Raw genomic sequence first — 23049 nt, 5'->3', positions numbered from 1 at the left:
CGGCTCGGTAGATCTTGGCAGCGCAACGTCTTGGCAGCGCAGGACGCGGCGGATATACGCTGCCGTCATGAATGAAGCGATCAGACCGGGCTCCGGCACTCCCCCGCAGGCTCAAGAGGCGCCGGAACTGTCGGTCATCGTCCCGACGTTCAACGAGCGCGACAACGTCACGGTGCTGTACCGGCGGCTGGAGGCGACGCTCGCCAACGTCGCCTGGGAAGTCGTGTTCGTCGACGATAATTCGCCCGACGGCACCTGGGACGTCGTGCGCGCGCTGGCGCAGCGCGACAACCGCGTCCGCTGTGTCCGCCGCATCGGCCGCCGCGGCCTGTCGGGCGCCTGCATCGAGGGCATCCTGGCCTCCAGCGCGCCCTATGTGGCCGTGATCGATGCCGACCTCCAGCACGACGAGACGCAACTGCCGAAGATGCTGTTGCTGCTCGCAAGCGACCAGGCCGATCTCGTCGTCGGCAGCCGCTACATCGAGGGCTACAAGAGCGAAGGCTTCAACAAGCAGCGCGCCGGCGCCAGCGCGCTTGCGACCGAACTCGCCAGGAAGGTGCTGCGGGTCGAGATCGCCGATCCCATGAGCGGCTTCTTCATGGTTCGCCGCGACCGTTTCGAGGAGCTCGCGCCGAAGCTGTCGGTGCACGGCTTCAAGATCCTGCTCGACCTCGTCGCGAGCGCGAACGGTGGCTTGCGAGCCGTTGAAATTCCCTACACGTTCGGCGAGCGCCAGCACGGCGAGAGCAAGCTCGATTCCATGGTCGCGCTGGATTTTCTCGGCCTGGTGCTGGCCAAGTTCACCAACGATGCTGTCTCGCTGCGCTTCATCCTGTTCGCGATGGTCGGCGGCATCGGCCTCGTGGTGCATCTGACGACGCTGTTCATCGCCCTTCAGCTGTTCAAGGCACCGTTCGCGGAGGCGCAGGCCGCGGGTGCCGTCGTCGCCATGACCAGCAACTTCGTCCTCAACAACTTCCTCACCTATCGCGACCAACGGCTGAAGGGCTTTGCGCTGCTGCGCGGCCTGATCGCCTTCTACATCGTGTGCAGCGTCGGCCTGCTCGCCAATGTCGGCGTCGCCTTCTCGGTCTACGACCAGGAGCCGATCTGGTGGCTGGCCGGCATGGCCGGCGCGCTGATGGGCGTGGTGTGGAACTACGCGATGTCCGGACTGTTCGTCTGGCGCAAGAAATAGCTCGACATGGGCGGGGCTGACGCGCGGATTGTCCGCAATACCGCGCTGGTGATCGTTGCGCTGGTCGGCCTGCGGCTGGTTGCGGCCGCGTTCACGCCGATCACCTTCGATGAAGCCTATTACTGGATGTGGTCGAAGAACCTCGCCGGAGGATATTACGACCACCCGCCGATGGTCGCCTATGTGATCCGCGCCGGCACCATGATCGCCGGCGACACCGAGCTCGGCGTCCGCGTGTTCTCGATCCTGCTCGCACTGCCGATGAGCTATGCGATCTACCGCTCCGCCGCCATCCTGTTCGGCGGCGCGCGGGTGGCGGCGACCAGCGCCATCCTGCTCAACGTGACCATGATGGCCTCGGTCGGCACGCTGATCGTCACGCCCGATGCGCCGCTGCTGGTCGCCTCCAGCTTCGTGCTGTTCTTCCTCGCCAAGGTGCTGGAGACCGGCCGCGGCGCCTGGTGGCTAGCCGTCGGCGCGGCGGTCGGCGCGGCGCTGCTGTCGAAATACACCGCGATGTTCTTTGGCGCCGCGATCCTGATCTGGCTTGCGGCCGTGCCGAAACTGCGGCGCTGGTTCCTCTCGCCCTGGCCCTATCTCGGCGGTCTCGTTGCGTTCGCGCTGTTCTCACCGGTGATCCTGTGGAATGCGGATCATCAATGGGTCTCGTTCGTAAAGCAGCTCGGCCGCGCGAAGATCGAGGACTTCCGTCCCATCTTCATCGCCGAGCTGATCCCGACCCAGATCGCCTTCGCAACGCCGCTCGTCTTCATCCTCGGCGCGATGGGCCTGCACGCGCTGACCTGGCGCCGGGCCGGCGCGCTGGCCTCGCGTGTGCTGATCGAGACGCTGTTCTGGACCATCGTCGTCTATTTCGTCTGGCATTCGCTGCATGCCCGCGTCGAGGCCAACTGGTTCGCGCCGGTCTATCCGCCCTTCATCGTTGCCGCGGCCGCCGCCGCCAATCTCGTGCCGTGGCAACCACAGCGCCGCCTCGCGGATTTCTGCCTGCGCTGGGCCGCGCCCGTGGGCATCGTGATGTTTGCGGCGCTGATCGCGCAGGCCAACACCGGTTGGCTGTCGGGCTATCGTCGCGACGCGACGGTGCGCAGCGTCGGCGTCGGCTGGCGCGAGCTCGCCGCCGAGATCGAGGCGGTGCGCGCGCGCAGTGGCGCGACCTGCGTGCTCGCGCAGGACTACGGCACCACGGGCTGGCTCGCCTTTTACCTGCCGCGCGGCACCTGCGTGTTGCAGCAGAATCAGCGCATCCGCTGGGTCAACATGCCCGAGCCCGATCCAAAGCTGCTTGCCGGCAAGGTGATCTCTGTCGACGAGCTGCGCCCGGACGGCCATACCGCCCTCGACGAGCTCTTCGCGAAGGTGACGCAAATTGCGCAATTGCAGCGCAAGCGCGGGCCGCTCGTGATCGAGACCTACGGCATTGATCTGCTCGAAGGCGCCAAGGGCGACGTGCTCGACCGCTCGCCGCCGCCGGAAGCGCGGTAGGCGGCCCCAAAAATCAGTCGATCATCTCGGCCCTGGCGGCGGCCTGGCTCGGCCCGTTCTGGTCGCGCCAGAACCAGACGGTCACGACGCCGGAGCGGCCGCGGACCTGCGTGAGCAGGGGGCCTGACAGAACGCCGTCGGGAGTGCCGTGGAAGTCGGCTGCATCCAGCAAGGTATCCGTCAGCGCGAGCCGCGAACAGTTCTGAGCGGCAACCTCCATCAATCGGTTCGCGACGTTGACCGTGTCGCCCGTCGCCGTGATGTGCTGGTGGCTTTCGCCGAGGCGGGAGGCGACGATCGGGCCGAAATGCGCGCCGATCTTGAAGCCGAGCTGGCCGCGAAGGGCAGGCGGCAGCGAAGCGATCCAGCGATCGACGCTGCGATACAGGTCGATCGAGCATTGCAGCGCGCGCGCCGCGTCGTCGGGCATCGCGTGTGGCAGTCCGAACAGGATCATGGCGCCGTCGCCGAGAAAGCCGGTGATCAGGCCGCCGCAATCGACCGCGGCCTTGTCGATCAGCGCGTGAAATGCCCTCAGCAGATGCTGCAGCTCGTCCGGATCGATCCGTTCGCYGAGCGTCGTGAAACCGGAGAGATCGATGAAGACGACGGCCGCATCCTGCCGGACCGGCCTGGACAGGAAATTCGGATCGCGCGTCAGCCATTCCTGCACGGCGGGCGCCTGAAATTGCGCCAGCGAACTGCTCTTGGCGGCAAAATATTGCGTGCGGCGGCCGCCGGCCCACAGCTGCACGCCGGCAAAGACCGCGACTGGCGGCACCGCGGCGGCAAGTGTCGTCGCGGCGTTCAGCCAAACGCCGTGCGTGAAGGCGAACAGATTGAGCCCGGCCCAGGCGATCATCACCGCGGCTGCCGCGATGATGCCGGGCGCGCTGCGCCGCCAGGCGAGCAGGCCGACCAGCAGCATCGGCAAAAGGATCGCGGTGAGCGCGTCGGCGATGTGGACCTTGCGGTCGCGCACGATGCCGTCACCGGAGACGAGATGGGTGATCGCGGTCGAGATCACCTCGACGCCGGGCATCAGGGAATCGAACGGTGTCGGATAGAAGTCGCCGCCGCCGGCGACCGCGGCGCCGATCACGACGATGCGGTTCTCGATCGCCGCGCGATTGAGCGTACCGTCGAAGATGCTCTGCGCGCTGACGGTGCGGATGGTGCGGCGCGGGCCGTAATAGGTGATCGGCAGCGCGAAATCGCTATCGGTCGAGACCGCGCGATCGCCGAGCATGAGATGATCCGGCGCGATCGTCAGCGGCTTGTCGAGCGCGCGCGCCGCGACCCGCAAGGGAAACGACAGCTCGACCTTGTCGCGGGTCCGGAACAGCATCGGCACCGAAAGCGGCGAGCCCGACTGCCCCGTCGCGACGTTGACGACTCCGACCTCGGCGTGATCGGCGAAGGCGGGCAGCGGCAGCAGGAACCGTTCGGCCTGTGGCAGCGCGGCGAGGGGACCTTGGGTGCCCGGCTCCACGGTCTCGCTGGCGGTCGGGAAGATCGCCGCGGCGGCGAGCACCATGGGACCGGTGGCGAGCGTGTTGGCCAGCGTCGCATCGCCGATCGCAGCGCTGCGGTCGACCAGCAGCAGGTCGATCGCGACGACCTTCGGCTTGAACTGCACGATGGTATCGACAACCCGCGCGAGATCGGCGCGCGGCAGCGGATAGCTGCCGCCGCGTTTCACGACCGTGTCGTCGATTGCGACGATGGTGACGAGATCGGGCGGAGCCTGCACGCCGCGGACCTGGGTCCGCCAATCCGTCAGCGTCGCCTCGAGCCGATCGAGAAAGCGCAGATGACCGTTGGCGTGGCCGGCATAGATGCTCGCACCCCAAAGCGCGGTGAGGACGAGGGCCACCAGGATCTGAACGCGTCTAGTCATTACGTAATGCAATCTTCTTTGTCGCCCGGGCGTTGCTGCGCGGGCCTTAATTGTCCAGGCCTTATTGACCCAGTCTTGCCATCAGCGCGTCGACGCGCGGCTGGCCCCAGGTCTTGACGGTCAACGGGCCCGTTGCCTCGACATCGACGCCTTGGCCCGGTCCGAGCACGACGCCGCGTCCACGAGCCCTGCGGCTCACACCGACACGGCCGTCAGCAACGAAGACCGCGGTCTTGGCCTCAGCGACATCGACGGCCCATTTGGTCCCGCGCACTGCGGCGATCGCCTGCGGCGTCAGCACCTTGAAGGGATTGCCGCCGGGCTTCTTGGGCACCTCGATCAGCAGCGCCTTGCTGCTCAACTCCACGGAGTCAATATGTCCGTCGCGGTTGGCGTCCTTAAGTTCAAATCTGGCGCCGTTTTCCGCAACGATGGTGATGCCGTTGTCGCAGCGCCAGATTTGCGTGCCCGCAGCCGATGGCGATGCCGTGCAGCCGACATTGGCAACCGGCTGTGCGTTCGCAGACCCGATCAAGTGAAACAACCACGCCAGAGCGAAAATACCGGCGCCCGCGATCCCTCTCATGCCAGCCTCCGTTTGCGTGCTTGGCACAGTTCAAAGCGATGTTGATACGGTACCGTATCACACGCAGAGGCTGCTGAAAAGTGCCGCTCTCGGAGCTATTTCCTCGGTGCGGTCTTTTCCAGTCCGACGCGATCAACTTTCAGTCAGGGCGCCGTGCCGCGTGAGCACTCTGTGCGCGATGTGTGATGTGGGACGGGCTCTGCCGCCACCCTGCTGACACCCGCTGGAGAGGGCAGCGCTCACCAGCCTCGCGCAACGCTTCCCCGCTATTGTCCGGGTATTGAAGACCACGAAAACGACTTGGTTGGATGGCCTTAGAGGGGCGGCCTGTGACGTCCGTCCAACGTGCCGAACCGGCCGAGAATTATAGTTAACAGACGCTCCTAAGTCCGTAGTTCTGCGGACTTTTTTCTCGAAATGGGACAGCGTTAACACGGTGCCTCACATCTGCCCGAACTTAATCTGCATTTAACTAAAAGTCGCCTTAATGACGCTCCGACCTCCTGCGAGATGCTGTTCCCGGATCGTGACCAGCGGCACTTCGAAGGGGGACTGAGTGACACCGTCCTGGACGCAAGGCGAATGAGTACGAGTATCGCTGCGCAGAGTAACGCGGCACGGAAGTCCAAGAATTCTCTTCGGAAGCCTTCCCGGAAAATGACCACCACCAATTGGCTGGGCGCTGCGGCGATCGGCTGCGTCGTGATGGGCGCCGGCTGGACCATCTACAGCAACGTCCTCGGCGCCAGCGTCTATCCGACCGTCGGCAGCATTGGCTACGACGAGCCCGTGATCAAGCGCGCGCCCAGGGTGGCGCTGCGTGAGGCCGGCGTGGCCATCAGGGACACCTTTGCGCTGCTGCCCGACCGGCTGCAGGTCGCAGCCCCGATCTCGCGCGAGATGTTCAACGAGCGCTTTGCCGCGGCCGCGACCCAGGGCGTTGCGTCGAACGCGAGCGCCGCGCCCGCAACCCAGGTCGCCGTCGCCAAGGAAGCGTCGAAGGACGCCCCCAAGCAGAGCGTGATCGCGAAGGTCGCGGAAGCGCTGAAGCCGGCGGCGCCGGCCAAGATTGCTGACAAGTCTGCGGACAAGGCCAAGCGTGCGCCGGATGCGCAGATGCAGCTGGCTTCGGCCGATCCGGCCGAGATCGTGCCGGCGCCCGAGGCGAAGCCGAAATCGTTTGCCGATCGCGCCAAGGCCGCGGTGATGTCGATCACCGGGCCGCGCCAGTCGATGGTCGAGAAGCTCTGGGGTAAGCGGGAGCCGTCCGGCGGGCTGCTGGCCTATGCCTCGGCCGATGCCAGCGTGACCGCGTCCATCGCGCCGAGGGAGCAGAACCCCATGCTCGGCGGTTCGGCGCCCTATGAGCGCGACACGGCGGTCTACGACATCACCGCCAAGATGGTTTACCTGCCCGACGGCACCAAGCTCGAGGCGCATTCCGGCCTCGGCTCCAATCTCGACGATCCGCGCTCCTCGCGCGTCCGCATGCGCGGCGTGACGCCGCCGCACATCTACACGCTGAAGCCGCGCGAAGCGCTGTTCCATGGCGTGCCGGCTCTGCGCCTGACCCCGATCGGCGGCGAGAGCGCGATCTACGGCCGCGACGGCCTGCTCGCCCACACCTTCATGCTCGGGCCGAACGGCGATTCGAACGGCTGCGTGTCGTTCAAGGACTATTACGCGTTCCTCGACGCCTACCGTAACAAGGGCATCCGCAAGCTCGCGGTGCTGTCGCGGGTCGAGTGAGCTCAGTCAATTCGCGATGATCTCAAAGGGCCGCTTGYAGCGGCCCTTTTCTTTTCTTCTCTGCTTCAACCCGGCCAGCACTGTCCGCCGCCGTCGATCCTCAGCACCTGGCCCGAGACGAAGGCGCCCATGGGACCGGCGAAGAACTCGACGACGCGCGCGACCTCATCGACGGTCGCGATGCGGTCGAGCGTGCCGGTCTCGACCATCCTGTCGGGGTCCACCGCGCGCGTGCCGAGGAAACGGCCGGTGCGGGTATCGCCGGGCGCGATGCAGTTGACGGCGATGTCGTAAGCGCGGAGCTGGTCGGCCAGGCATCGCGTGTAGTGGGTTACGCCGGCCTTCGACACCGCATAGATCGAGCCCTGGGTGCGGCCCTTGAACGCGGCGACCGAACCGAGCGTGACGATGCGGCCGCGGCGCCGCTCCATCATTCCCTTCGCGACCGCCTGGCAGGTCAGGATGGTCGAGAGCAGATTGCGCTCCAGCACCGCGCGCACATCGGCCTCCTTGATGTTTACCGCATCGTTCGGATCGGGCTTGCCGCCGGCGGCTGCGATGTCGCCGCCGGCATTGTGCACGAGAATGCCGATCGGGCCGAGGGCTGCTTCCGTCTCGGCGATCACGCGCGCGATGTCCTCGCCCCTGGTGAGATCGCCGAGTACGCGCTGGCTGCGGACGCCGAATTGCTGGCCGATCTCTGCGGCGACCGCGGTGAGGGTGGTGCCCTCGCCATATTCCGCCGGCCCGTTCTCGCGCATGCCGTGGATGGCGACATCGGCGCCGAGCGCGGCGAGCTTCTCTGCAAAGGCGCGTCCGAGCCCGCGTCCCGCGCCGGTCACCAGCGCCACCTGTCCTGACAATACTTTCCCGTCATGTGCAGCCATGATCTTCTCCTGTTATGAAACGTCAGTCCGCCGCGAGATCGAGCCCGATCGCCATCGCCTGCACGAGGCACATCGGTGCGACCAGCGTGCGCAGCGCCGGCTCGGGCATGTCCTGGATCTCGAACACGACGCTCGCGCCTTCGACGATCGGGCTCAGGAGGCTGTCGGTGATGGAAATCGTGGGCACGCCTCGCGCAACGAGTTCGGGAAACAGCCGCGCCGTATCCGGATAGTAGTTCCGGAAGCTGATCGCGACCAGCGCGTCCTCCGTGGTTGCGGCATGCGACTGCTCGTGGATGCTGCCGCCCGTGCCGTCGAGCAGGACGACGCGGCGTCCGAGCTTGCGCAGCACGTAGGCGAGGTGGGTCGCAACCGGAAACGAGCCGCCGAGGCCGAGCAGATAGATGTCGCGCGCCTTGGCGAGGATCGCGGTGGCGGCGTCGAGCTCGCGCGCATGCACGGATTGACTGAGCGTCACCAGCGACGACTGCGCCTCCGAGACGAAGCGCGACAGCACCGCGGCCGGCTGGCGGCCGAGTACCGATTTCTCCTCGCTCTTCATGCGGGCGAGCCGCGCCTTGTAGCTAGGTGCTACGCCGGCAACGAGGCGTGAGCGGAATACCTGCTGCATCTCGGTGAAGCCGCCGAAGCCGAGCGCATGGGCGAAGCGAACGATCGCCGAGGGCGGCACGCCCGAGCGCTGCGCAACCTCCGCCACGGTGCCGAGGGCGACATCGGTCGGGTGATCGAGCACGAACTCCGCGATCTGCTGCAGCCGGCCGGACAGCGCCCGGTGCCGCTGCGCAATGGCGCCGCGCAGCTCGTCGTAGCTCATCGCGCCTTGTGCCTTGTTCATCGTCTCGGGTCTCCAGATCGGTCGCCTGTTTAACGGCATTTCACCGTTTGGACCAAATATTCCACTTTACATAACAAATGGAATGAATATTCTAATTGCACAAAAAAGCAAAAGACTTCGAAAACGGGAGGAAACGATGAGAGGGCGTCAGATCTCACGGCGATGCGTTCTGAAGGGCAGCTTGATGGCGAGCGTCATCGGCGGCACCGGCAGCTTCTTTGGGCCGTGGAAAGAGAATCATGCGTGGGCGCAAGGCGCGAAGCCGATCAAGCTCGGCCTGACCTGCGATGCCAGCGGCCAATACGGCAACAGCGGCCAGGATGATTTCCGCGGCATCAAGATGGCGATCGACGAGGTCAACGCCAAAGGCGGCGTGCTCGGCCGCCAGGTCTCGTTCATCACCGCGGATACCGAGACGACGCCGGCCACCGGCAGCCGCGTCGCCGAACGCTTCATCACCCGCGAGGACTGCACCATCCTGATCGGTGCGCTGCATTCCGGCGTCGCCAACGCCATCACCCAGGTCGCCAGCAAATACGGCGTGATCTACATGAACACCAATTCCTCCGCGCCGAGCGAGGCCGGGGAGAACTGCTCGCGTGTGAAATTCGTGTGGGACGGCAACGGCACCAATTTTTCCAAGGCGTCGGTCAAGAACGCGGTCGATTCCATCGGCAAGAACTGGATGCTGCTGACCAATGACTACGTCTGGGGTCACACGACGTCCGCCGCGACCAAGGCGCAGGTCGAGGCTGCCGGCGGCAAGATCATCGACAATCTCCTGGTGCCGCAGAACACGCGCGACTTCACCGCCTACCTCCTGAAGATCCAGCAGGCGAAACCCGACGTGGTCGCGACTGCGATCGGCGGCGACGACATCAAGGCACTGCGCGAGCAGGTGGCGCAGCTCAAGCTCGACGGCAAGCCCGCCTGGATCAACAACCAGCAGGACTGGCCCGACGTCTGGGGCGCGCCCGACAGCCTGTTCGGCGTGTTCGGCACCACCTGGTATCACAAGCTGCAGCTGCCCGGCGTCGCCGACTTCGTTAGGAAATGGCAGGCCGCCAACAAGGACGGTCCGATCCCGGTGCCGGGCAACGTCTCCTACAACGGCTATATGTCGACGCGCGAATTGCTCCGTGCGATCGAGCGGGCAGGGTCGACCAACAACGTCAAGATCATCAAGGAGATCGAGAACCTCAAGGTCTCGGCAACCGATCGCATGCAGCACTTCGACGCCTACATGGATCCCGTGACGCATCAGATGCAGCAGACGATCTATCTGGCGCGGCGCAACGCCAAGCCGGCCGACAACACCGATCTGTTCGAGATCATCAGCTGGACCGAGCCGAAATCGGCCGCCGATGACGCTGCTCCCGGCAAGTGCAAGCTCACGCCCTACGAGCAGGTGCCGACCGTCGACTCCTAGAGACGGTGCGTCGCGTCGTGGAACGAGCGGCGCGCATGTCGCGCGCCGCAGGCCCGGGCCATCGGTGTCCCGAGTAAGCAAATGCCAGTTGCGAGACCAAAACCTTGTTCGACCTTCTTCCGCATCTTCTGAACGGCCTGACGCTTGGCCTGTTGTTCGCGCTGATCGCGCTCGGCTTCATGCTCATTGTCGGGCTGATGGAGCAGATCAACCTCGCGCATGGCTCCCTGTTCGCGCTCGGCGCCTACGTTGCCATGCAGCTGACCGGACCGCGCCCGCCATTGCCGGCCGATCTCGCAAAAGCGTGGCTCGCGCTCCCGCTCGGCTGGCGCTATGCCGCCACGCTGGTGATAGCGCCCGTGATCGTGAGCCTCGTCGGCATGCTGATCGAGCTCTGCATGCGGCGGACCTACGGCAAGGATCCGCTATACGGACTGCTCCTGACCTTCGGCGCCGCGATGGTGATCGAGGAGCTGATCCGCCTTGTCTGGGGGACGCGGGACTATGTGCTGCAGGTTCCGTCCGCCATCAACGGCGGCTTCCTGTTCGGCGATCTGATCTGGTCGACCTATCGCTTCTACGCGGCGGGCATCGCGGCCGGAATCATCGGCCTGGTCTGGCTGTTGATCGAAAAGACTTCATTCGGCGCAACCGTCAAGGCCGGCGCCCATGACAGCGAGATCGTTCGCGCGCTTGGCATCAACCTGTCGCGATTGCGGCTGCTGGTCTTCGTATTCGGCACCATGCTGGCCGCGATCGCCGGCATCATCGTCGCGCCGATCTGGGGCATTCGTCCGCATATGGGTGTCGATGCCGTCATCCCCGCGTTCCTGGTGATCGTGCTCGGCGGCGTCGGCAGCTTTGGGGGCGCGGTCGTGGCGGGGCTGCTGGTCGGGCTCTGTGTCGGTCTTGCCGGCGCTTACGCGTCCGAATGGTCGCTGTTGTCGATGTACATCCTGCTCGTCGCCGTCGTGACGTTCCGTGCACGCGGCCTGTGGGGCAAGAAAAGCGTGCTCGAGGCCTAGGGAATGATTGTGGGATCAAATTCTTCATCCGACGCCGCGCGCCTCGTCACGCCGACGATGCTGGTGCTCTGGCTGGTGCTTGCAACGGTGCCGCTCTGGATCACGCGGATCGGGCTCTATCCCTATCTCGGGATCGAGATACTGATCTGGTCGCTCTATGCGCTTGCGTTCAACCTGGTGCTGGGCACGGCCGGACTTCCCTCGTTCGGACATGGCGCCTATTTCGGCATCGGCGCCTATGCGTTCGGGCTCTGCCAGTTCGACATTGTCGCCAATCTCTGGATCTGTCTCGCTGCCGCGGCCGTGGTCGCGGGGCTTGCCGGCGCGCTGGTGGCGCTGTTCATCTCGCATCGGCGCGGCATCTATTATGCCTTCATGACCATCGCCTTCGGCCAGATCTTCTGGACGCTGGCGATCAAGTCGCACCGGATCACCGGTGGTGAGGATGGGCTTCTCAAGATCAAGCGGCTGCCGGCCGATTTCGGGCTGGTGTCGTTCGATCTCACCGACAATGTCGCGTTCTACTATTTCGTGCTCGCGGTATTCGCGGTCGGTACCGCCGTATTGTGGCGGCTGGTGCACTCGCCCTATGGCCGCGTCGTCGCTGCGATCAGGCAGAGCGAGGTCCGCGCCGCCCATCTCGGCTATAACGTGTGGCTCTACAAGGCGTCGGTCTTCGCGCTGTCGGCGGCCGTGTCCGGCTTTGCCGGCGGGCTGTTCGCGATGGCGCAGCTCGCCGCGTTCCCCGATGTGATGAGCCTGCATCAATCGGGCTACGTCGTGATGATGACGCTGGTCGGTGGCGGGCTCGTCAGCTTCTGGGGGCCGGTGATCGGCGTGTTTCTCTTCCTCACCGCGCGCGACGTGATCGGCGCGCTGACCAATGCCTGGATGCTCTATTTCGGTCTGCTGTTCATTGCGATCGTGCTATTCCGCCCGGAAGGCATCGCCGGCGCGCTCTCGGCCGCCGCGCAGCAGCACTCACTCAACGCGCTGCGGCGGCGCGGCACGTCCGCGATGCGACTGCTGGTCGGGGGCGGGCGATGAGAATGATCGAGGCCGCGGGTGTGCACGTCCGCTTCGGCGATCGCGTCGTGCTGGAAAGCGTCGATCTCGCGGTGGCCGAGGGCGAGTTTCACGGCGTGATGGGCCCGAACGGCGCGGGCAAGACCACCTTCTTCAACGTCCTCACCGGCCGGGTGAAACCGAGCCGCGGCCGAGTCCTGCTCGGCGGCGAGGACGTCACGGGATTGAGCCCGCACCGCATCGCCGCCAAGGGCATCGCCCGCTCGTTTCAGGTCATGACCCTGTTCGACGAATTCTCCGCCCGCGACAACGTCATGATGGGCTTGCCCGCGTTTCGCGCCCGTGGCCTCGATATCGCGCGGGCGGCGGCCGGAGATCGCAGGTTTGCCGAGCAGGCATCCGAAGCGCTCGCCGCGGTCGGGCTTGCCGACAAGGGCGATGTCCGCGCCAAGGACCTGTCCTATGGCGACCGCCGAGCACTCGAGATCGCGGTCGCGCTGGCGCAGGCCCCGCGCGTGCTGTGCCTGGACGAGCCGACCTCCGGCCTCGGCTCCGACGGCGTGCAGCGGCTGGCCGCTCTGGTGGCGCGCCTGAAAGGCCGGCTGACCATCGTCGCCATCGAGCACGACATGGAATTCCTGTTCTCGCTCGCCGATCGCATCTCGGTCATCCATTGGGGCCAGGTGGTGGCGCACGGCACGCCGCACGAGCTGCAGCAGAACGAATGGGTGCGGCGCTCCAACCTCGGGAAGTTCGCATGATCCTCGAAGTGGATGGGGTCGATACCTTCTACGGCGAGACCCAGGCGCTGTTTGGCGCCTCGCTCGCCATCGAGCGCGCCAAGGTGTTTGCACTGCTCGGGCCCAACGGCGCCGGCAAGACCACCATGCTCCGTTCGATTCTCGGGCTGACCCGGCCGCGCCGCGGCGCCGTTCGTTTCGACGGGCATGACGTGACGCGTGATCCGACCCACGAGATCGCGCGCGCCGGCATCGGCTGGGTGCCCGACGACCGGCGGCTGTGCCCGACCTTGTCGGTGGCGCGTAACCTCACGATCGCGAAAAAGCGCACGCGCTTTCGCAACTGGAGCGTCAAGGAGGCCGCCGCGATCTTCTCGCCGCTCGAATATCTCATGGAGCGCGACTGCGAGAACCTGTCGGGCGGCGAGATGCAGATGGTCGCCATTGCGCGCGCGCTGGTCGGCTCGCCGGGACTGGTCCTGTTCGACGAGCCGAGCCAGGGTCTTGCGCCAAAGATCGTCGGCGACGTGCTCGCGACCATATTGCGCATGAAAGAGGAGGGGATCGCCTCGCTGGTCGTGGAACAGAATGCGGAGATCGCGCTGTCGGTCGCAGACCACGCCGCGGTGATCGACCGTGGCAGGATCGTCTGGACTGGCGAGGCCGCGACATTGCGCGATGATCGCCCCCTTCGGCAGCGCTTGCTGGGAGTACAATAAGTGGCCGCACCGCTGCTCGTTCTCGATGACGTTCGCAAGGTCTACACCAGGGGCCGCGTCATCCGCCGCCCGACGTTCACGCTTCAGGCGAACCTGTCGCTCGAAGAACCGGGTATCGTCGGCGTGGTCGGGCCGAACGGCGCCGGCAAGACGACGCTGTTCGAGATGATGACCGGCTCCAACGCGCCGACCTCGGGCCGCGTGCTGGTCGCGGGCACCGATATCCACCATGTCAAATACCGCGAGCGCGACCGGCTCGCGATCCACTATCACCAGTCCTATCAGGTCCGGCGGTTTCGCAAGCGCGTTCCGTCCGCCTTGCTGGCGCCGTCGCCGACCCGGACGCCGCTGGTTCACTTGTTCGACGAACCGCAGTTCAACCTGCAGGACGGCTATATCGGCTTCATGCTCGATTTCTTCCGCAAGCTGCGCGACGAGGGCAGGCTGGTCATCCTCTGCATGCATCCGACAGCCAGCTGGCACCTCGACATCCTCGCCGAGATCGCCGGGCAATTCCTGTTCGTCGCCGGCGGCGGGGTGACGCGGATGGCGGACTTCCGCACGCTCGCCGCCGAGCCGCGCTTCCGCCTCTATCTCGGACCGGAGATGACGCGCGCCGCGGACGCCATCTGTCACAGCTCGACCTAAAAGGAGATTCCGTTGGCCTATTCGAACACGCAGCTTTTCATTGCCGGCAAATGGCGCCCGGCCCATTCGGGCAAAGCGATCGAGGTGCGCAATCCCGCGACCGAGGAGGTGATCGGCACCGTCGCGCATGCTGGCCAATCCGATCTCGACGAGGCGCTCGCCGCCGCTTCCGCCGGCTTCAAGGTCTGGCGTAACGTTGCCCCCTTCGAGCGCTGCCGGATCATGCGCAAGGCCGCCGCGATCATGCGCGAGCGCAATGACGAGATCGCGCCGCTGCTGACGATGGAGCAAGGCAAGACGCTCGGTGAAGCGAAGATGGAGGCGATGGCCGCCGCTGACGTGATCGAGTGGTTCGCCGAAGAAGCCAAGCGCGCCTATGGCCGGTTGATCCCCGCGCGCGGCCCCGGCATCTACCAGATTGCGATGAAGGAGCCGGTCGGCCCGGTCGCCGCGTTCACGCCCTGGAATTTCCCGATCAACCAGGTCGTGCGCAAGCTTTCCGCAGCGCTCGCTGCCGGCTGCTCGATCATCGTCAAGGCGCCGGAGGAGACACCAGCTTCGCCCGCGCAGTTGATCCGCGCGTTTGCGGACGCGGGCGTGCCCGACGGCGTCATCAACCTCGTCTACGGCGTGCCGTCGGAGATCTCCGAATATCTGATCCCGCATCCGGTGATCCGAAAAATCTCCTTCACCGGCTCGACCCATGTCGGCAAGCAGCTCAATGCGCTCGCGGGCCTGCACATGAAGCGCGCCACCATGGAGCTCGGCGGCCATGCACCGGCGATCGTCTTTGGCGATGCCGACGTCGCGTCGGCCGCGAAGATCCTCGCGGCGGCGAAATATCGGAACGCCGGCCAGGTCTGCATCTCGCCGACGCGGATGCTGGTGCAGGACGACGTGTTCCGCGAATTCGTCGACAAATTCGTCGACAGCGCCAAGGCGTTCAAGGTCGGCAACGGCCTCGATCCCGAGTCCAAAATGGGCTCGCTCGCCAATCCGCGCCGCGTCACCGCCATCGAAGGCATGGTGCAGGATGCCGTCGGCAAGGGCGCCAGGCTCGAGACCGGCGGCAAGCGCGTCGGCAACAAGGGCCATTTCTTCGAGCCGACCGTGGTGAGCGATGTGCCGAAGGATGCGCGCGCGATGAACGAGGAGCCGTTCGGCCCGCTCGCCCTGATCTCCCGCTTCTCGTCATTCGACGACGTGGTCGAGGAGGCGAACCGGCTGCCCTTTGGCCTTGCCTCTTACGCCTTCACCAGCTCGGCCAAGACGGCGGCTGCGATCGGCGCGGCGGTCGAGGCCGGCATGATGTCGATCAACAGCTTTGGTCTGGCGCTGCCCGAGGTGCCGTTCGGCGGCATCAAGGATTCCGGCTATGGCTCGGAAGGCGGCACCGAGGCGATGGAAGGCTACTTCAACACCAAGTTCATCAGCCAGACGGGCGTGTGAGCGGGCGTGCACGCGAGGCCGCGCGATCATCGCGCGGCTTAGCGCTTGACGAAAACCAGGTTGCAGGCACGCGCCTCGTTGCGCTTTCCGCTGCCACGGGTGCGATCGAACTGCGCATCGACCGTAAAGGCGTAAGGCGAGCCGGGTGCGAGATTGTTGAGCGTGTAGGTGCTCGCCCCGGTCGTGCCGCGCGCGCTCAAGGTCGTCTTGCCGTCCGCGGGGATCTGACCGTCGATCTCCAGCCGATTGACACCGCCCGTGCCCTGCACCTCGGCGTGAAACACGCCATTGGTCACGGTGGCGACCAGGGGCCTGGTGAAGCCCTGCGCCTTGCCGGAAGCCGGGCAGTTCAACGTCACGTCCCAGCTGCCGTCGAAATCCTTGCTTCCCGTGGTTCTGGCGTTGCCGGAAGGCGCCAGCGCCACTTTCTGCTTCAGGCCTTCAATGCGTGCCTTGGCGAGGGTGGCGAAGATGCAGTTCGGGAATCTCGCGAGATGATCCTCAAAGGCACCCAGCGTTCCGATGCCCTCAGCAGCCTTCCAGTGCGCCTCGGCGGCCGCGCAGGGATCGGCCTTCGGTGCAGCTTGGGGGGCCGTCGGCGCGACCGTGACCGTGACAGGTCCGTTCAGGTAGAACTTGCCGATGATCGACAGCGACAGCTCCGGCAGCTGGGTCTTGCCGCTGGAGTCATAGACGTCGCTGCTGATGTCGCGAAAGACGTCGCCGATTTCCTGCGGCTCCTCGATGTGCTTGAGGAACGCGGTCGTGTAGGGGCTGTTGCGGCCGGTGCCATCGGCGGCGACCTGCCCTGATTGCGTCGAGAACGACACGATCGTGCCGCGCGGTGCCTCGACCTTCGACAACCCGCGTCCGATCGAGGCGGCGCGTGTCGAGCCGGCGGAGCGCTTCAGGGTTTCCGCCAGCGGATTGTCGCGGCAGGAATCGAGCACGAGGATGCGCAAATTCTTGGCCTGCTGCAGATCGTTCACGATGTCGTCGACCCGCACGAAGCGCTTCAGGTCCGCCTCATCCGTCAGCACGGCGTCGACGGGCATCAGATAGTTCACGCCGTTGTACTGCATCGCATGGCCGCTGTAATAGAACATCGCGACGTCGGCACGGCTCGCGGCGCGCGCGAAGCGGATGGTCAGGTCCTGCATGTCGGCTTGACGCAGGTCGATGCCTTGAAACACCTCAAAACCGCTGCGCTTGAGCGAGGCTGCGACGTCTTCGGCATCGTGCGACGGGTTGGGTAGCTGCGCCGTAGAGACATAAGCGCCGTTGCCGATCACCAGCGCGACCCGCGTGTCCGCCGATGCGGGGGCAAGGCTCAGCCCAAAGCTCAGCCAGAGGGCGAGGAGGGTCAGGAAAAAAAGACGCAAAATTCCAGAAGGAGCACGCATGAATGCCTTCCAGGGAAATATCGAAAAATATGCCCCAGATTAGCGCATGCCGCGTCGGTATCAATGCCCTCGCTGTGGACCCGTCAGATTTGGCGACCGTGACATCCTGTCACGCCGGGTTTGCCGCCACCGTCTTGCGCAGCTCCATCTCGGTCGCAATCGCCTCCCGCACGGCGGGCCGCGCCTGCATGCGCGCGAGATAGGCCGACAGGCTTGGCCATTGTGCGATGTCGACGCCCGCGGGACGGAGCAGCAGCAGGGCCCAGGCGAGATGGGCATCCGCGACGGTGAAGCTGTCACCGACGAGGAATTCGCGGTCCGCGAGATGCGCCGATGGCACCGCCAATGTCTGCGGGATCCTTGCACGCGGCTTGGCGAGCGAGCCGTCGTCCTTGTACCAGAAGGTCGGAAACAGGAATGCCTTGTGGATCTCGGTGCCGATGAAGCTCAGCCATTCCTGCAGGCGGTAGCGGTCGGGATCGCCGAACCGGGGCGCGAGACCCGCCTCCGGCTTCGCATCGGCGATGTATTGCAGGACCGCCGCGCTTTCGGTCAGCCGTTCGCCGTTCTCCAGCACCAGGACCGGCACCGCGGCCTTCGGCGACACGCCGCGGAAATCGCCGTCGTCGTCGGCGACCGTCTTGGTCCTGAGATGCACCAGATGATAGCGCGCATCGAGGCCGGCTTCCATCAGCGCGATGCGGCTCGCAAGCGAGCAGGCCATCGGCGAGAAATAGAGCTGCAGCATCGCGTTGCTCCGCTATTTCAGCACATCGCCGCGCGCGATGATCGCGAAGCGGTCGGATAGCTCGGCGAGCGCAACCGCGTGGATGGTCCGGGCGTCCAGCGTGCCGCCGCGGCCGTCGGGCAGGTCGCGCGTGGCGCAGGCATCGGCGTCAACAGTCGTGCGAAAGCCGAGGTCGAGCGCGGCACGGGCGGTGGAGCTGACGCACATATGCGTCATGAAGCCGGCCAGCACGATGTTCTTCCTGTCGGTTGCGGCAAGGCGCGCCTGCAAATCAGTGCCGGCAAATGCATTGGGCAACTCCTTCTCGATCACCAGCTCGCCGGCACGGGGGCTCAGCTCGGCGACGATGGCGCCGCGCTCAGCGCGGCGATCGAACAGGCTGCCGGCCTTGCCGCGATGGGCGATATGGATGATCGCGGCTCCGCTCTCGCGTGCCCGTGCCAGGAGCGCAGCCGCCCGCGTGATCGCAGGTCCCGCGTCGGGCAAAGCGAGCGGACCAGCGAGATATTCGTTCTGGATATCGATCAGCACCAGCGCAGCGTCGCCAAGACGCGGCGGGTTGAGATCGGCACCGGCGAGCTGCAGCAGGGTCTTTGCGGTCGTCATGGTCTGGAAATCTCCGGGGCAAAAGGCTGCACAAACATAGCCCCGGGAATGCCTGCCGATATGCAGGGATATTGCAGCGGGTGGCTGCGATATTGCAGGCTGATCCCGGCCGGTATAACCTGACGCAATGAACTGGGACGATCTGCGCATCATCGCCGCCGTCAGGGACGAGGGCACCTATGCGGGCGCCAGCGCGCGGCTGCGCATCGACGAGACGACGGTCGGGCGCAGGCTGTCGCGCATCGAGCGTGCGCTCGGTTTGCGTCTGTTCGAGGCCGCCGACGGCGTCCGCAGGCCAACGCGGAGTTGCGAGGCGGTGCTGGCGCATGTCGAGGCGATGGCCGCACATGCCGCCGAGATCGGTCGCGTCGGCGCGAGCCTGGCAGGTCCGGTGGGACGCCTGCGCATCGCCTCCACCAACACGTTCGCTGAGGAGGTGCTGTCGCCGCGCGCGAGCGACTTCCTGCGCGCCAATCCCGGCCTGACGCTGCAATTCCTCACCTCGAGCGAGAACGTCAAGTTCTCGCGCTGGGAAGCCGATCTCGCCATCCGGCTGCGCAAACCCGACAAGGGTGACTTCGCGATCTCCAGGCTCGGCGAGATCCGCATTTATTATTTCGAGCCTGTTGCGACCGAGGGCGAACCGGTGCTGTGCGCCTATCCGGACGAACTCGGTGCCATTCCCGAGATGCAATTCCTGCGCATGAAGCAAGCCCGCGCGCGCTGCGTCACCGACAACGTTCGCGTCATCCGTAACCTGATCCGCGCGCATCGGGCCGCCGGCGTGTTGCCGGAGTATGTTTGCGCGGACTTGCTCGGCGATCGCCGCCTGCGCGCCACGCTGCTGCCGAAGCGGCGCGACGCCTGGCTGCTGGTGCAAAACCACCTCAAGCGCGATCCCGCGACGCGTGTGACGATCGACTGGGTGAGGGCGTGTTTTCAGGAAACGTCGCGCGGTTGACGTCACCTCGCATTGTGATCATCGCGTCACAGTGCGGAGTGCGTGACGAAAAATCTTGGCTTTCCCCCTTGCAACCCGAACGTGCTTCGTCTATTAGCGCCCTCCTTCGCTAGGCCATGGGTTCGGGCTCTCTGAGATCCCGACTGGCGCGAGCCGCTCTGCGGTTTCGTGTTCCGCCGAATGAAGGGCAAACGCAGGACGTAGCTCATGGAGAGCGTCGGGCTGAACACCCGAAGGCATCGGTTCGATTCCGGTCTCTTGCACAAAGGATAGCTCAGTTTGGTAGAGCAGATGACTGTTACTCATCCTGTCGCGGGTTCGAATCCCGCTCCAGCGCTCCGTTTCAGCCTGAAAAGCTGATACCTCTGACGAGGACCGGACGCGCGCTTCAGTCGCAGTCCGGCCGTTTTGCCGAAAGGCTTTCCGTCCGAACCTAGACACTGTGAGACCGGCTTTGCGCCGCGGGTCGATACCGCTTGCGCTGATGCCGGGTGGCTCCGCATGACCGCTCGAAACGCGTCGAGCGATCGCGCGCGTGCGCCCGTCGTCATGCAAGCTCAAGCCCCGGCCCGCCGCTTTCCCGGGAAGCGTCGTTCGCGTCCTCACGTCCTTTGCAAACGAAACCCGCTATCCGGCCGCGTTCGGCCGGAGGCAATATGATGGAGGCGTGCCATGACCTGGCATTTGCTGATGCTGAACGTGACGGTGAAGGACGGCGAGCGTGCGTTGCTCACGCGCAACGGACAGCTCGTGCGCGTGCTCGCGCCCGGCAAGCACCGGCTGTTCGATCCCCTGCACGAGCTGAAGGCCGAGGTGCTCGACGTCGTCCGCAGGGAATTCTCTGCGGATCGCTACGCGGTGCTGAAGGCCGCGCGGCCTGATCTGGCCGCGGAGCTGTTCGAGGCGATCGAGACCAAGGCGGACGAGATCGCCATCGTCAGCCTCGACGGCCGGCCCGTGCATCTGATGACGCCCTGGCAGGCGCGCGTCTACTGGAAGGTCGCGACCCGCATCGATGTCGAGCGCATCGATGTGTCCGCCGATCCCCGGGTTGGCGCGCGGCACCTGACCATGATCGAGCGCAATCGCTCGACCGTCGTGATGGAAGCGGTGGTCGAGAACCACGAGGCGGGCCTGCTCTATGTCGAGGGCCGGCTCGTGGAGCGGCTCGCGCCCGGCCGGCACGCCTTCTGGACCGTCGGCCGCAAGATCGAGGTGAAGCGCCTCGACCTGCGGCCCCAGGCGGTCGAGATCACCGCGCAGGAGATGCTGACCAAGGATCGCATCGCGCTGCGGGTGACGCTGACGGCGTTCCGCAGGATCGTCGATCCCGAGCGCACGGTTGCGACCGTGCCCGACGTGGATGCGTGGCTGTATCGGCTGGTGCAGTTCGCGATCCGCGAGGCGGTGGCGGGCCGGACGCTGGACGAGGTGCTGTCTGCGAAGGCGGCGCTGGATGCGGAGCTGCGCGACTATGTGCGGGCACGCGTCGCGGAGTCCGGCGTGGAGGTGACCGAGCTCGGCGTCAAGGATGTGATCCTGCCCGGCGAGATCCGGGAGCTGGTGAACAAGGTGGTGGAGGCGGAGCGGGTCGCGAAGGCGAACCTGATCCGCCGGCAGGAGGAGACCRCGGCAACGCGTTCGCTCCTGAACACCGCCCGCCTGATGGAGGAGAACCCCCTGCTGCTGCGGCTCAAGGAGCTGGAGTCGCTGGAGAGGCTGGTCGAGAAGGTCGGCCGCATCGACCTCCATGCCGGCAACGGCGAGGGCCTCGATGCCCTCCTGACCCGGCTCGTGCGCCTGAAGGCGCCCGAGAGCGCATGAAGCAGAAGGGCCGCCCACGGGCGGCCCTTCATATGTCCATTGTCGACGCTTGCGATGAACGCGTGCGCGCGCCCGTGCGACCAAACCATGAGTGGGTATTGCACGCGCGCGAAGGTTGCGTAATCTCACGGTGACGACCACAATCTCGATCATGGCAAGCGAATGACCACTCTTCAGCAAACGATCCGCCCTACGGCCCGGCCGCGGGAATGGAAAGCGATCGTCGTCTTGATCCTGTTGATCCCGGTGCTGTGGTCGCCGCCGTTCCTGTTTCGCTTCTTCCTGTATCAGCCGTTCAACATTCCTTCCGGCTCGATGACCCCGACGCTGGTCGTCGGCGACTACGTCTTCGCCGCAAAATATGCCTATGGCTACGGCCGCTATTCCTTTCCGTTCGCGCCGTCATGGATCTCGGGCCGTGTCTTTGCGGCCGAGCCCGAGCACGGTGACGTCGTCGTGTTTCGCGCGCCAAAGGACACCTCGGTCGACTATGTCAAGCGCGTGGTCGGGCTGCCCGGTGACCGCATCCAGATGCGGCAGGGACAGCTTGTCCTCAATGACAGACCGGTGACGCGCGTCGCGCTCGCAAACGGGCTCGCCGGCACCGCCTGCGGTCTGGATGGCAGCGTCAAGGTCAAGCGCTGGCGCGAGACGCTGCCCAATGGCAATTCCTACATCACCTACGACTGCGTTGAGAACGGCTACTACGACAACACCAATGTCTACACCGTGCCGCCCGGCCATTTCTTCGTGCTGGGCGACAACCGCGACAACTCGAGCGACAGCCGCGTGATGGCAACGATGGGTTTCATCCCGATGGACAACCTCGTCGGGCGGGTGACCCGGATCTTCTGGTCGCTCGATGAAGACGGCGAGCCGCACATGGAGCGGCTGGGGAAGGTCTGGTGAGGGGCCCCGTCATTCCGGGCTCGCGCTCCGCGCGCCCCGGAATGACGGGGGGAGAGAGTTTGCCTAAAACAAAAACCCCGGCATCGCTGCCGGGGTTTCGTAGTTCTTGAGGTGGTTGGACCTCAGAAGTCCATGCCGCCCATGCCGCCGCCCGGGGGCATCGCCGGACCGGCGCCGCCCTTCTTGGGCAGCTCGGCGACCATGGCTTCCGTGGTGATCAGGAGCGCGGCAACCGAGGCTGCGTTCTGGATCGCGGTACGGACCACCTTGGTCGGGTCGATGATGCCCTTGGTGACCAGGTTGACGTACTCGCCGGTCTGGGAGTCGAAGCCGTAAGCGTAGGTCTTGTTCTCCAGGATCTTGCCGACGATCACCGAACCGTCTTCACCGGCGTTGATCGCGATCTGGCGAGCAGGAGCCGACAGCGCCTTGCGCACGATCTCGACGCCGGTCTTCTGGTCGTCGTTCTTGGTGCGCAGACCCTTGAGCTGCTCGGAGGCACGGAGCAGGGCGACGCCGCCGCCCGGGACGATRCCTTCCTCGACCGCCGCGCGGGTCGCATGCATCGCGTCATCAACGCGATCCTTGCGCTCCTTCACCTCGACCTCGGTCGCGCCGCCGACGCGGATCACCGCGACGCCGCCTGCGAGCTTGGCGAGACGCTCCTGGAGCTTCTCACGGTCGTAGTCCGAGGTGGTCTCCTCGATCTGCGCCTTGATCTGGGCCACGCGCGCCTCGATGTCGGCCTTCTTGCCGGCGCCGTTGACGATCGTGGTGTTCTCCTTGTCGATCATCACCTTCTTGGCGCGACCGAGCATGTTGAGCGTGACGTTCTCGAGCTTGATGCCGAGATCTTCCGAGATCGCCTGGCCGCCGG

General features: G+C 65.6%; 21 protein-coding genes and 2 tRNA genes. 15 read left to right on the top strand and 8 right to left on the bottom strand.

Annotated elements, in window-relative coordinates:
- Nucleotides 1-67: 67 nt before the first annotated feature.
- Together AB4Z51_RS36770 and AB4Z51_RS36765 are read left to right on the top strand one after the other, a co-directional pair.
- Nucleotides 68-1201, top strand: coding sequence for a glycosyltransferase family 2 protein (locus tag AB4Z51_RS36770; RefSeq protein ID WP_441499044.1), 1134 nt, complete (start codon nucleotides 68-70; stop codon nucleotides 1199-1201).
- Nucleotides 1202-1207: 6 nt separating this feature from the next.
- Nucleotides 1208-2707 carry a glycosyltransferase family 39 protein gene (locus tag AB4Z51_RS36765; RefSeq protein ID WP_441499043.1) on the top strand — a complete coding sequence of 500 codons (1500 nt, stop codon included), beginning with the start codon at nucleotides 1208-1210 and terminating at the stop codon, nucleotides 2705-2707.
- 13 nt (nucleotides 2708-2720) lie between these two features.
- On the opposite strand, the gene AB4Z51_RS36760 is transcribed toward AB4Z51_RS36765, so the two are convergent.
- Nucleotides 2721-4607 carry a CHASE2 domain-containing protein gene (locus tag AB4Z51_RS36760; protein WP_441499042.1) on the bottom strand — a complete coding sequence of 629 codons (1887 nt, stop codon included), beginning with the start codon at nucleotides 4605-4607 and terminating at the stop codon, nucleotides 2721-2723.
- Nucleotides 4608-4668: 61 nt separating this feature from the next.
- Nucleotides 4669-5193 carry a FecR domain-containing protein gene (locus AB4Z51_RS36755; protein WP_441499041.1) on the bottom strand — a complete coding sequence of 175 codons (525 nt, stop codon included), beginning with the start codon at nucleotides 5191-5193 and terminating at the stop codon, nucleotides 4669-4671.
- Nucleotides 5194-5850: 657 nt separating this feature from the next.
- Between AB4Z51_RS36755 and AB4Z51_RS36750 the strand changes: the two genes are divergently transcribed.
- Nucleotides 5851-6942 (top strand): tlde1 domain-containing protein, encoded by a 1092-nt coding sequence (locus AB4Z51_RS36750; RefSeq protein ID WP_441499040.1) that lies wholly within the window; start codon nucleotides 5851-5853, stop codon nucleotides 6940-6942.
- Nucleotides 6943-7007: 65 nt separating this feature from the next.
- On the opposite strand, the gene AB4Z51_RS36745 is transcribed toward AB4Z51_RS36750, so the two are convergent.
- Together AB4Z51_RS36745 and AB4Z51_RS36740 are read right to left on the bottom strand one after the other, a co-directional pair.
- Nucleotides 7008-7829, bottom strand: coding sequence for an SDR family NAD(P)-dependent oxidoreductase (locus AB4Z51_RS36745; protein ID WP_354175048.1), 822 nt, complete (start codon nucleotides 7827-7829; stop codon nucleotides 7008-7010).
- A 22-nt stretch (nucleotides 7830-7851) separates the two neighbouring features.
- Nucleotides 7852-8685: a MurR/RpiR family transcriptional regulator gene (locus AB4Z51_RS36740; RefSeq protein ID WP_071912511.1), complete on the bottom strand. Its 834-nt coding sequence runs from the start codon at nucleotides 8683-8685 to the stop codon at nucleotides 7852-7854.
- A 136-nt stretch (nucleotides 8686-8821) separates the two neighbouring features.
- On the opposite strand from AB4Z51_RS36740, the gene AB4Z51_RS36735 reads away from it, so the two are divergent.
- The 7 genes from AB4Z51_RS36735 (at nucleotide 8822) to AB4Z51_RS36705 (ending at nucleotide 15721) form a co-directional block, all read left to right on the top strand.
- Nucleotides 8822-10114 carry an ABC transporter substrate-binding protein gene (locus AB4Z51_RS36735; protein ID WP_441499039.1) on the top strand — a complete coding sequence of 431 codons (1293 nt, stop codon included), beginning with the start codon at nucleotides 8822-8824 and terminating at the stop codon, nucleotides 10112-10114.
- Between the two features lie 104 nt (nucleotides 10115-10218).
- Complete coding sequence (locus AB4Z51_RS36730) at nucleotides 10219-11139, top strand: branched-chain amino acid ABC transporter permease (protein WP_441499038.1); 921 nt, start codon at nucleotides 10219-10221, stop codon at nucleotides 11137-11139.
- A 3-nt stretch (nucleotides 11140-11142) separates the two neighbouring features.
- The gene (locus tag AB4Z51_RS36725; RefSeq protein ID WP_441499037.1) at nucleotides 11143-12186 is read left to right on the top strand and encodes a branched-chain amino acid ABC transporter permease; all 1044 of its coding nucleotides are present in this window, start codon (nucleotides 11143-11145) and stop codon (nucleotides 12184-12186) included.
- Between the two features lie 2 nt (nucleotides 12187-12188).
- Nucleotides 12189-12926 carry an ABC transporter ATP-binding protein gene (locus AB4Z51_RS36720; RefSeq protein ID WP_441499036.1) on the top strand — a complete coding sequence of 246 codons (738 nt, stop codon included), beginning with the start codon at nucleotides 12189-12191 and terminating at the stop codon, nucleotides 12924-12926.
- Entirely contained in the window at nucleotides 12923-13624 is a 702-nt protein-coding gene (locus AB4Z51_RS36715; RefSeq protein WP_441499035.1) for an ABC transporter ATP-binding protein, read from the top strand. The genes AB4Z51_RS36720 and AB4Z51_RS36715 overlap by 4 nt, the downstream gene beginning before the upstream one ends.
- On the top strand, nucleotides 13625-14272 hold the full coding sequence (locus tag AB4Z51_RS36710; RefSeq protein ID WP_441499034.1) for an ATP-binding cassette domain-containing protein: 648 nt from the start codon (nucleotides 13625-13627) through the stop codon (nucleotides 14270-14272).
- 12 nt (nucleotides 14273-14284) lie between these two features.
- On the top strand, nucleotides 14285-15721 hold the full coding sequence (locus AB4Z51_RS36705; RefSeq protein ID WP_135215472.1) for an NAD-dependent succinate-semialdehyde dehydrogenase: 1437 nt from the start codon (nucleotides 14285-14287) through the stop codon (nucleotides 15719-15721).
- 38 nt (nucleotides 15722-15759) lie between these two features.
- Here the strand turns inward: AB4Z51_RS36705 and AB4Z51_RS36700 are convergent, their stop codons facing one another.
- The 3 genes from AB4Z51_RS36700 to AB4Z51_RS36690 form a co-directional block, all read right to left on the bottom strand.
- Complete coding sequence (locus AB4Z51_RS36700) at nucleotides 15760-17124, bottom strand: caspase family protein (protein ID WP_441499033.1); 1365 nt, start codon at nucleotides 17122-17124, stop codon at nucleotides 15760-15762.
- A 109-nt stretch (nucleotides 17125-17233) separates the two neighbouring features.
- On the bottom strand, nucleotides 17234-17872 hold the full coding sequence (locus AB4Z51_RS36695; protein ID WP_135215474.1) for a glutathione binding-like protein: 639 nt from the start codon (nucleotides 17870-17872) through the stop codon (nucleotides 17234-17236).
- Between the two features lie 12 nt (nucleotides 17873-17884).
- Nucleotides 17885-18478 carry a cysteine hydrolase family protein gene (locus AB4Z51_RS36690; RefSeq protein ID WP_135215475.1) on the bottom strand — a complete coding sequence of 198 codons (594 nt, stop codon included), beginning with the start codon at nucleotides 18476-18478 and terminating at the stop codon, nucleotides 17885-17887.
- 127 nt (nucleotides 18479-18605) lie between these two features.
- On the opposite strand from AB4Z51_RS36690, the gene AB4Z51_RS36685 reads away from it, so the two are divergent.
- The 5 genes from AB4Z51_RS36685 (at nucleotide 18606) to lepB (ending at nucleotide 22172) form a co-directional block, all read left to right on the top strand.
- Nucleotides 18606-19439: a LysR family transcriptional regulator gene (locus AB4Z51_RS36685; protein WP_071912531.1), complete on the top strand. Its 834-nt coding sequence runs from the start codon at nucleotides 18606-18608 to the stop codon at nucleotides 19437-19439.
- Nucleotides 19440-19632: 193 nt separating this feature from the next.
- A tRNA-Phe gene (locus AB4Z51_RS36680) sits at nucleotides 19633-19702 on the top strand.
- A gap of 4 nt (nucleotides 19703-19706) precedes the next feature.
- Nucleotides 19707-19772, top strand: a tRNA-Asn gene (locus AB4Z51_RS36675).
- Between the two features lie 339 nt (nucleotides 19773-20111).
- On the top strand, nucleotides 20112-21263 hold the full coding sequence (locus tag AB4Z51_RS36670) for a slipin family protein (RefSeq protein WP_441499032.1): 1152 nt from the start codon (nucleotides 20112-20114) through the stop codon (nucleotides 21261-21263).
- A gap of 162 nt (nucleotides 21264-21425) precedes the next feature.
- Nucleotides 21426-22172, top strand: coding sequence for a signal peptidase I (lepB, locus tag AB4Z51_RS36665; protein ID WP_071912536.1), 747 nt, complete (start codon nucleotides 21426-21428; stop codon nucleotides 22170-22172).
- A gap of 122 nt (nucleotides 22173-22294) precedes the next feature.
- Here the strand turns inward: lepB and AB4Z51_RS36660 are convergent.
- A partial coding sequence (locus tag AB4Z51_RS36660; RefSeq protein WP_441499031.1) for a TCP-1/cpn60 chaperonin family protein occupies nucleotides 22295-23049 on the bottom strand: 755 nt, incomplete at its 5' end.

Origin of the sequence: Bradyrhizobium sp. 2TAF36, assembly GCF_052114925.1 — a bacterium.
In the GTDB taxonomy this organism is placed as follows: Bacteria; Pseudomonadota; Alphaproteobacteria; order Rhizobiales; family Xanthobacteraceae; genus Bradyrhizobium; species Bradyrhizobium barranii.
Note: the sequence above shows the minus strand (reverse complement) of the source record. Positions and strands in the feature narration are given on the sequence as shown.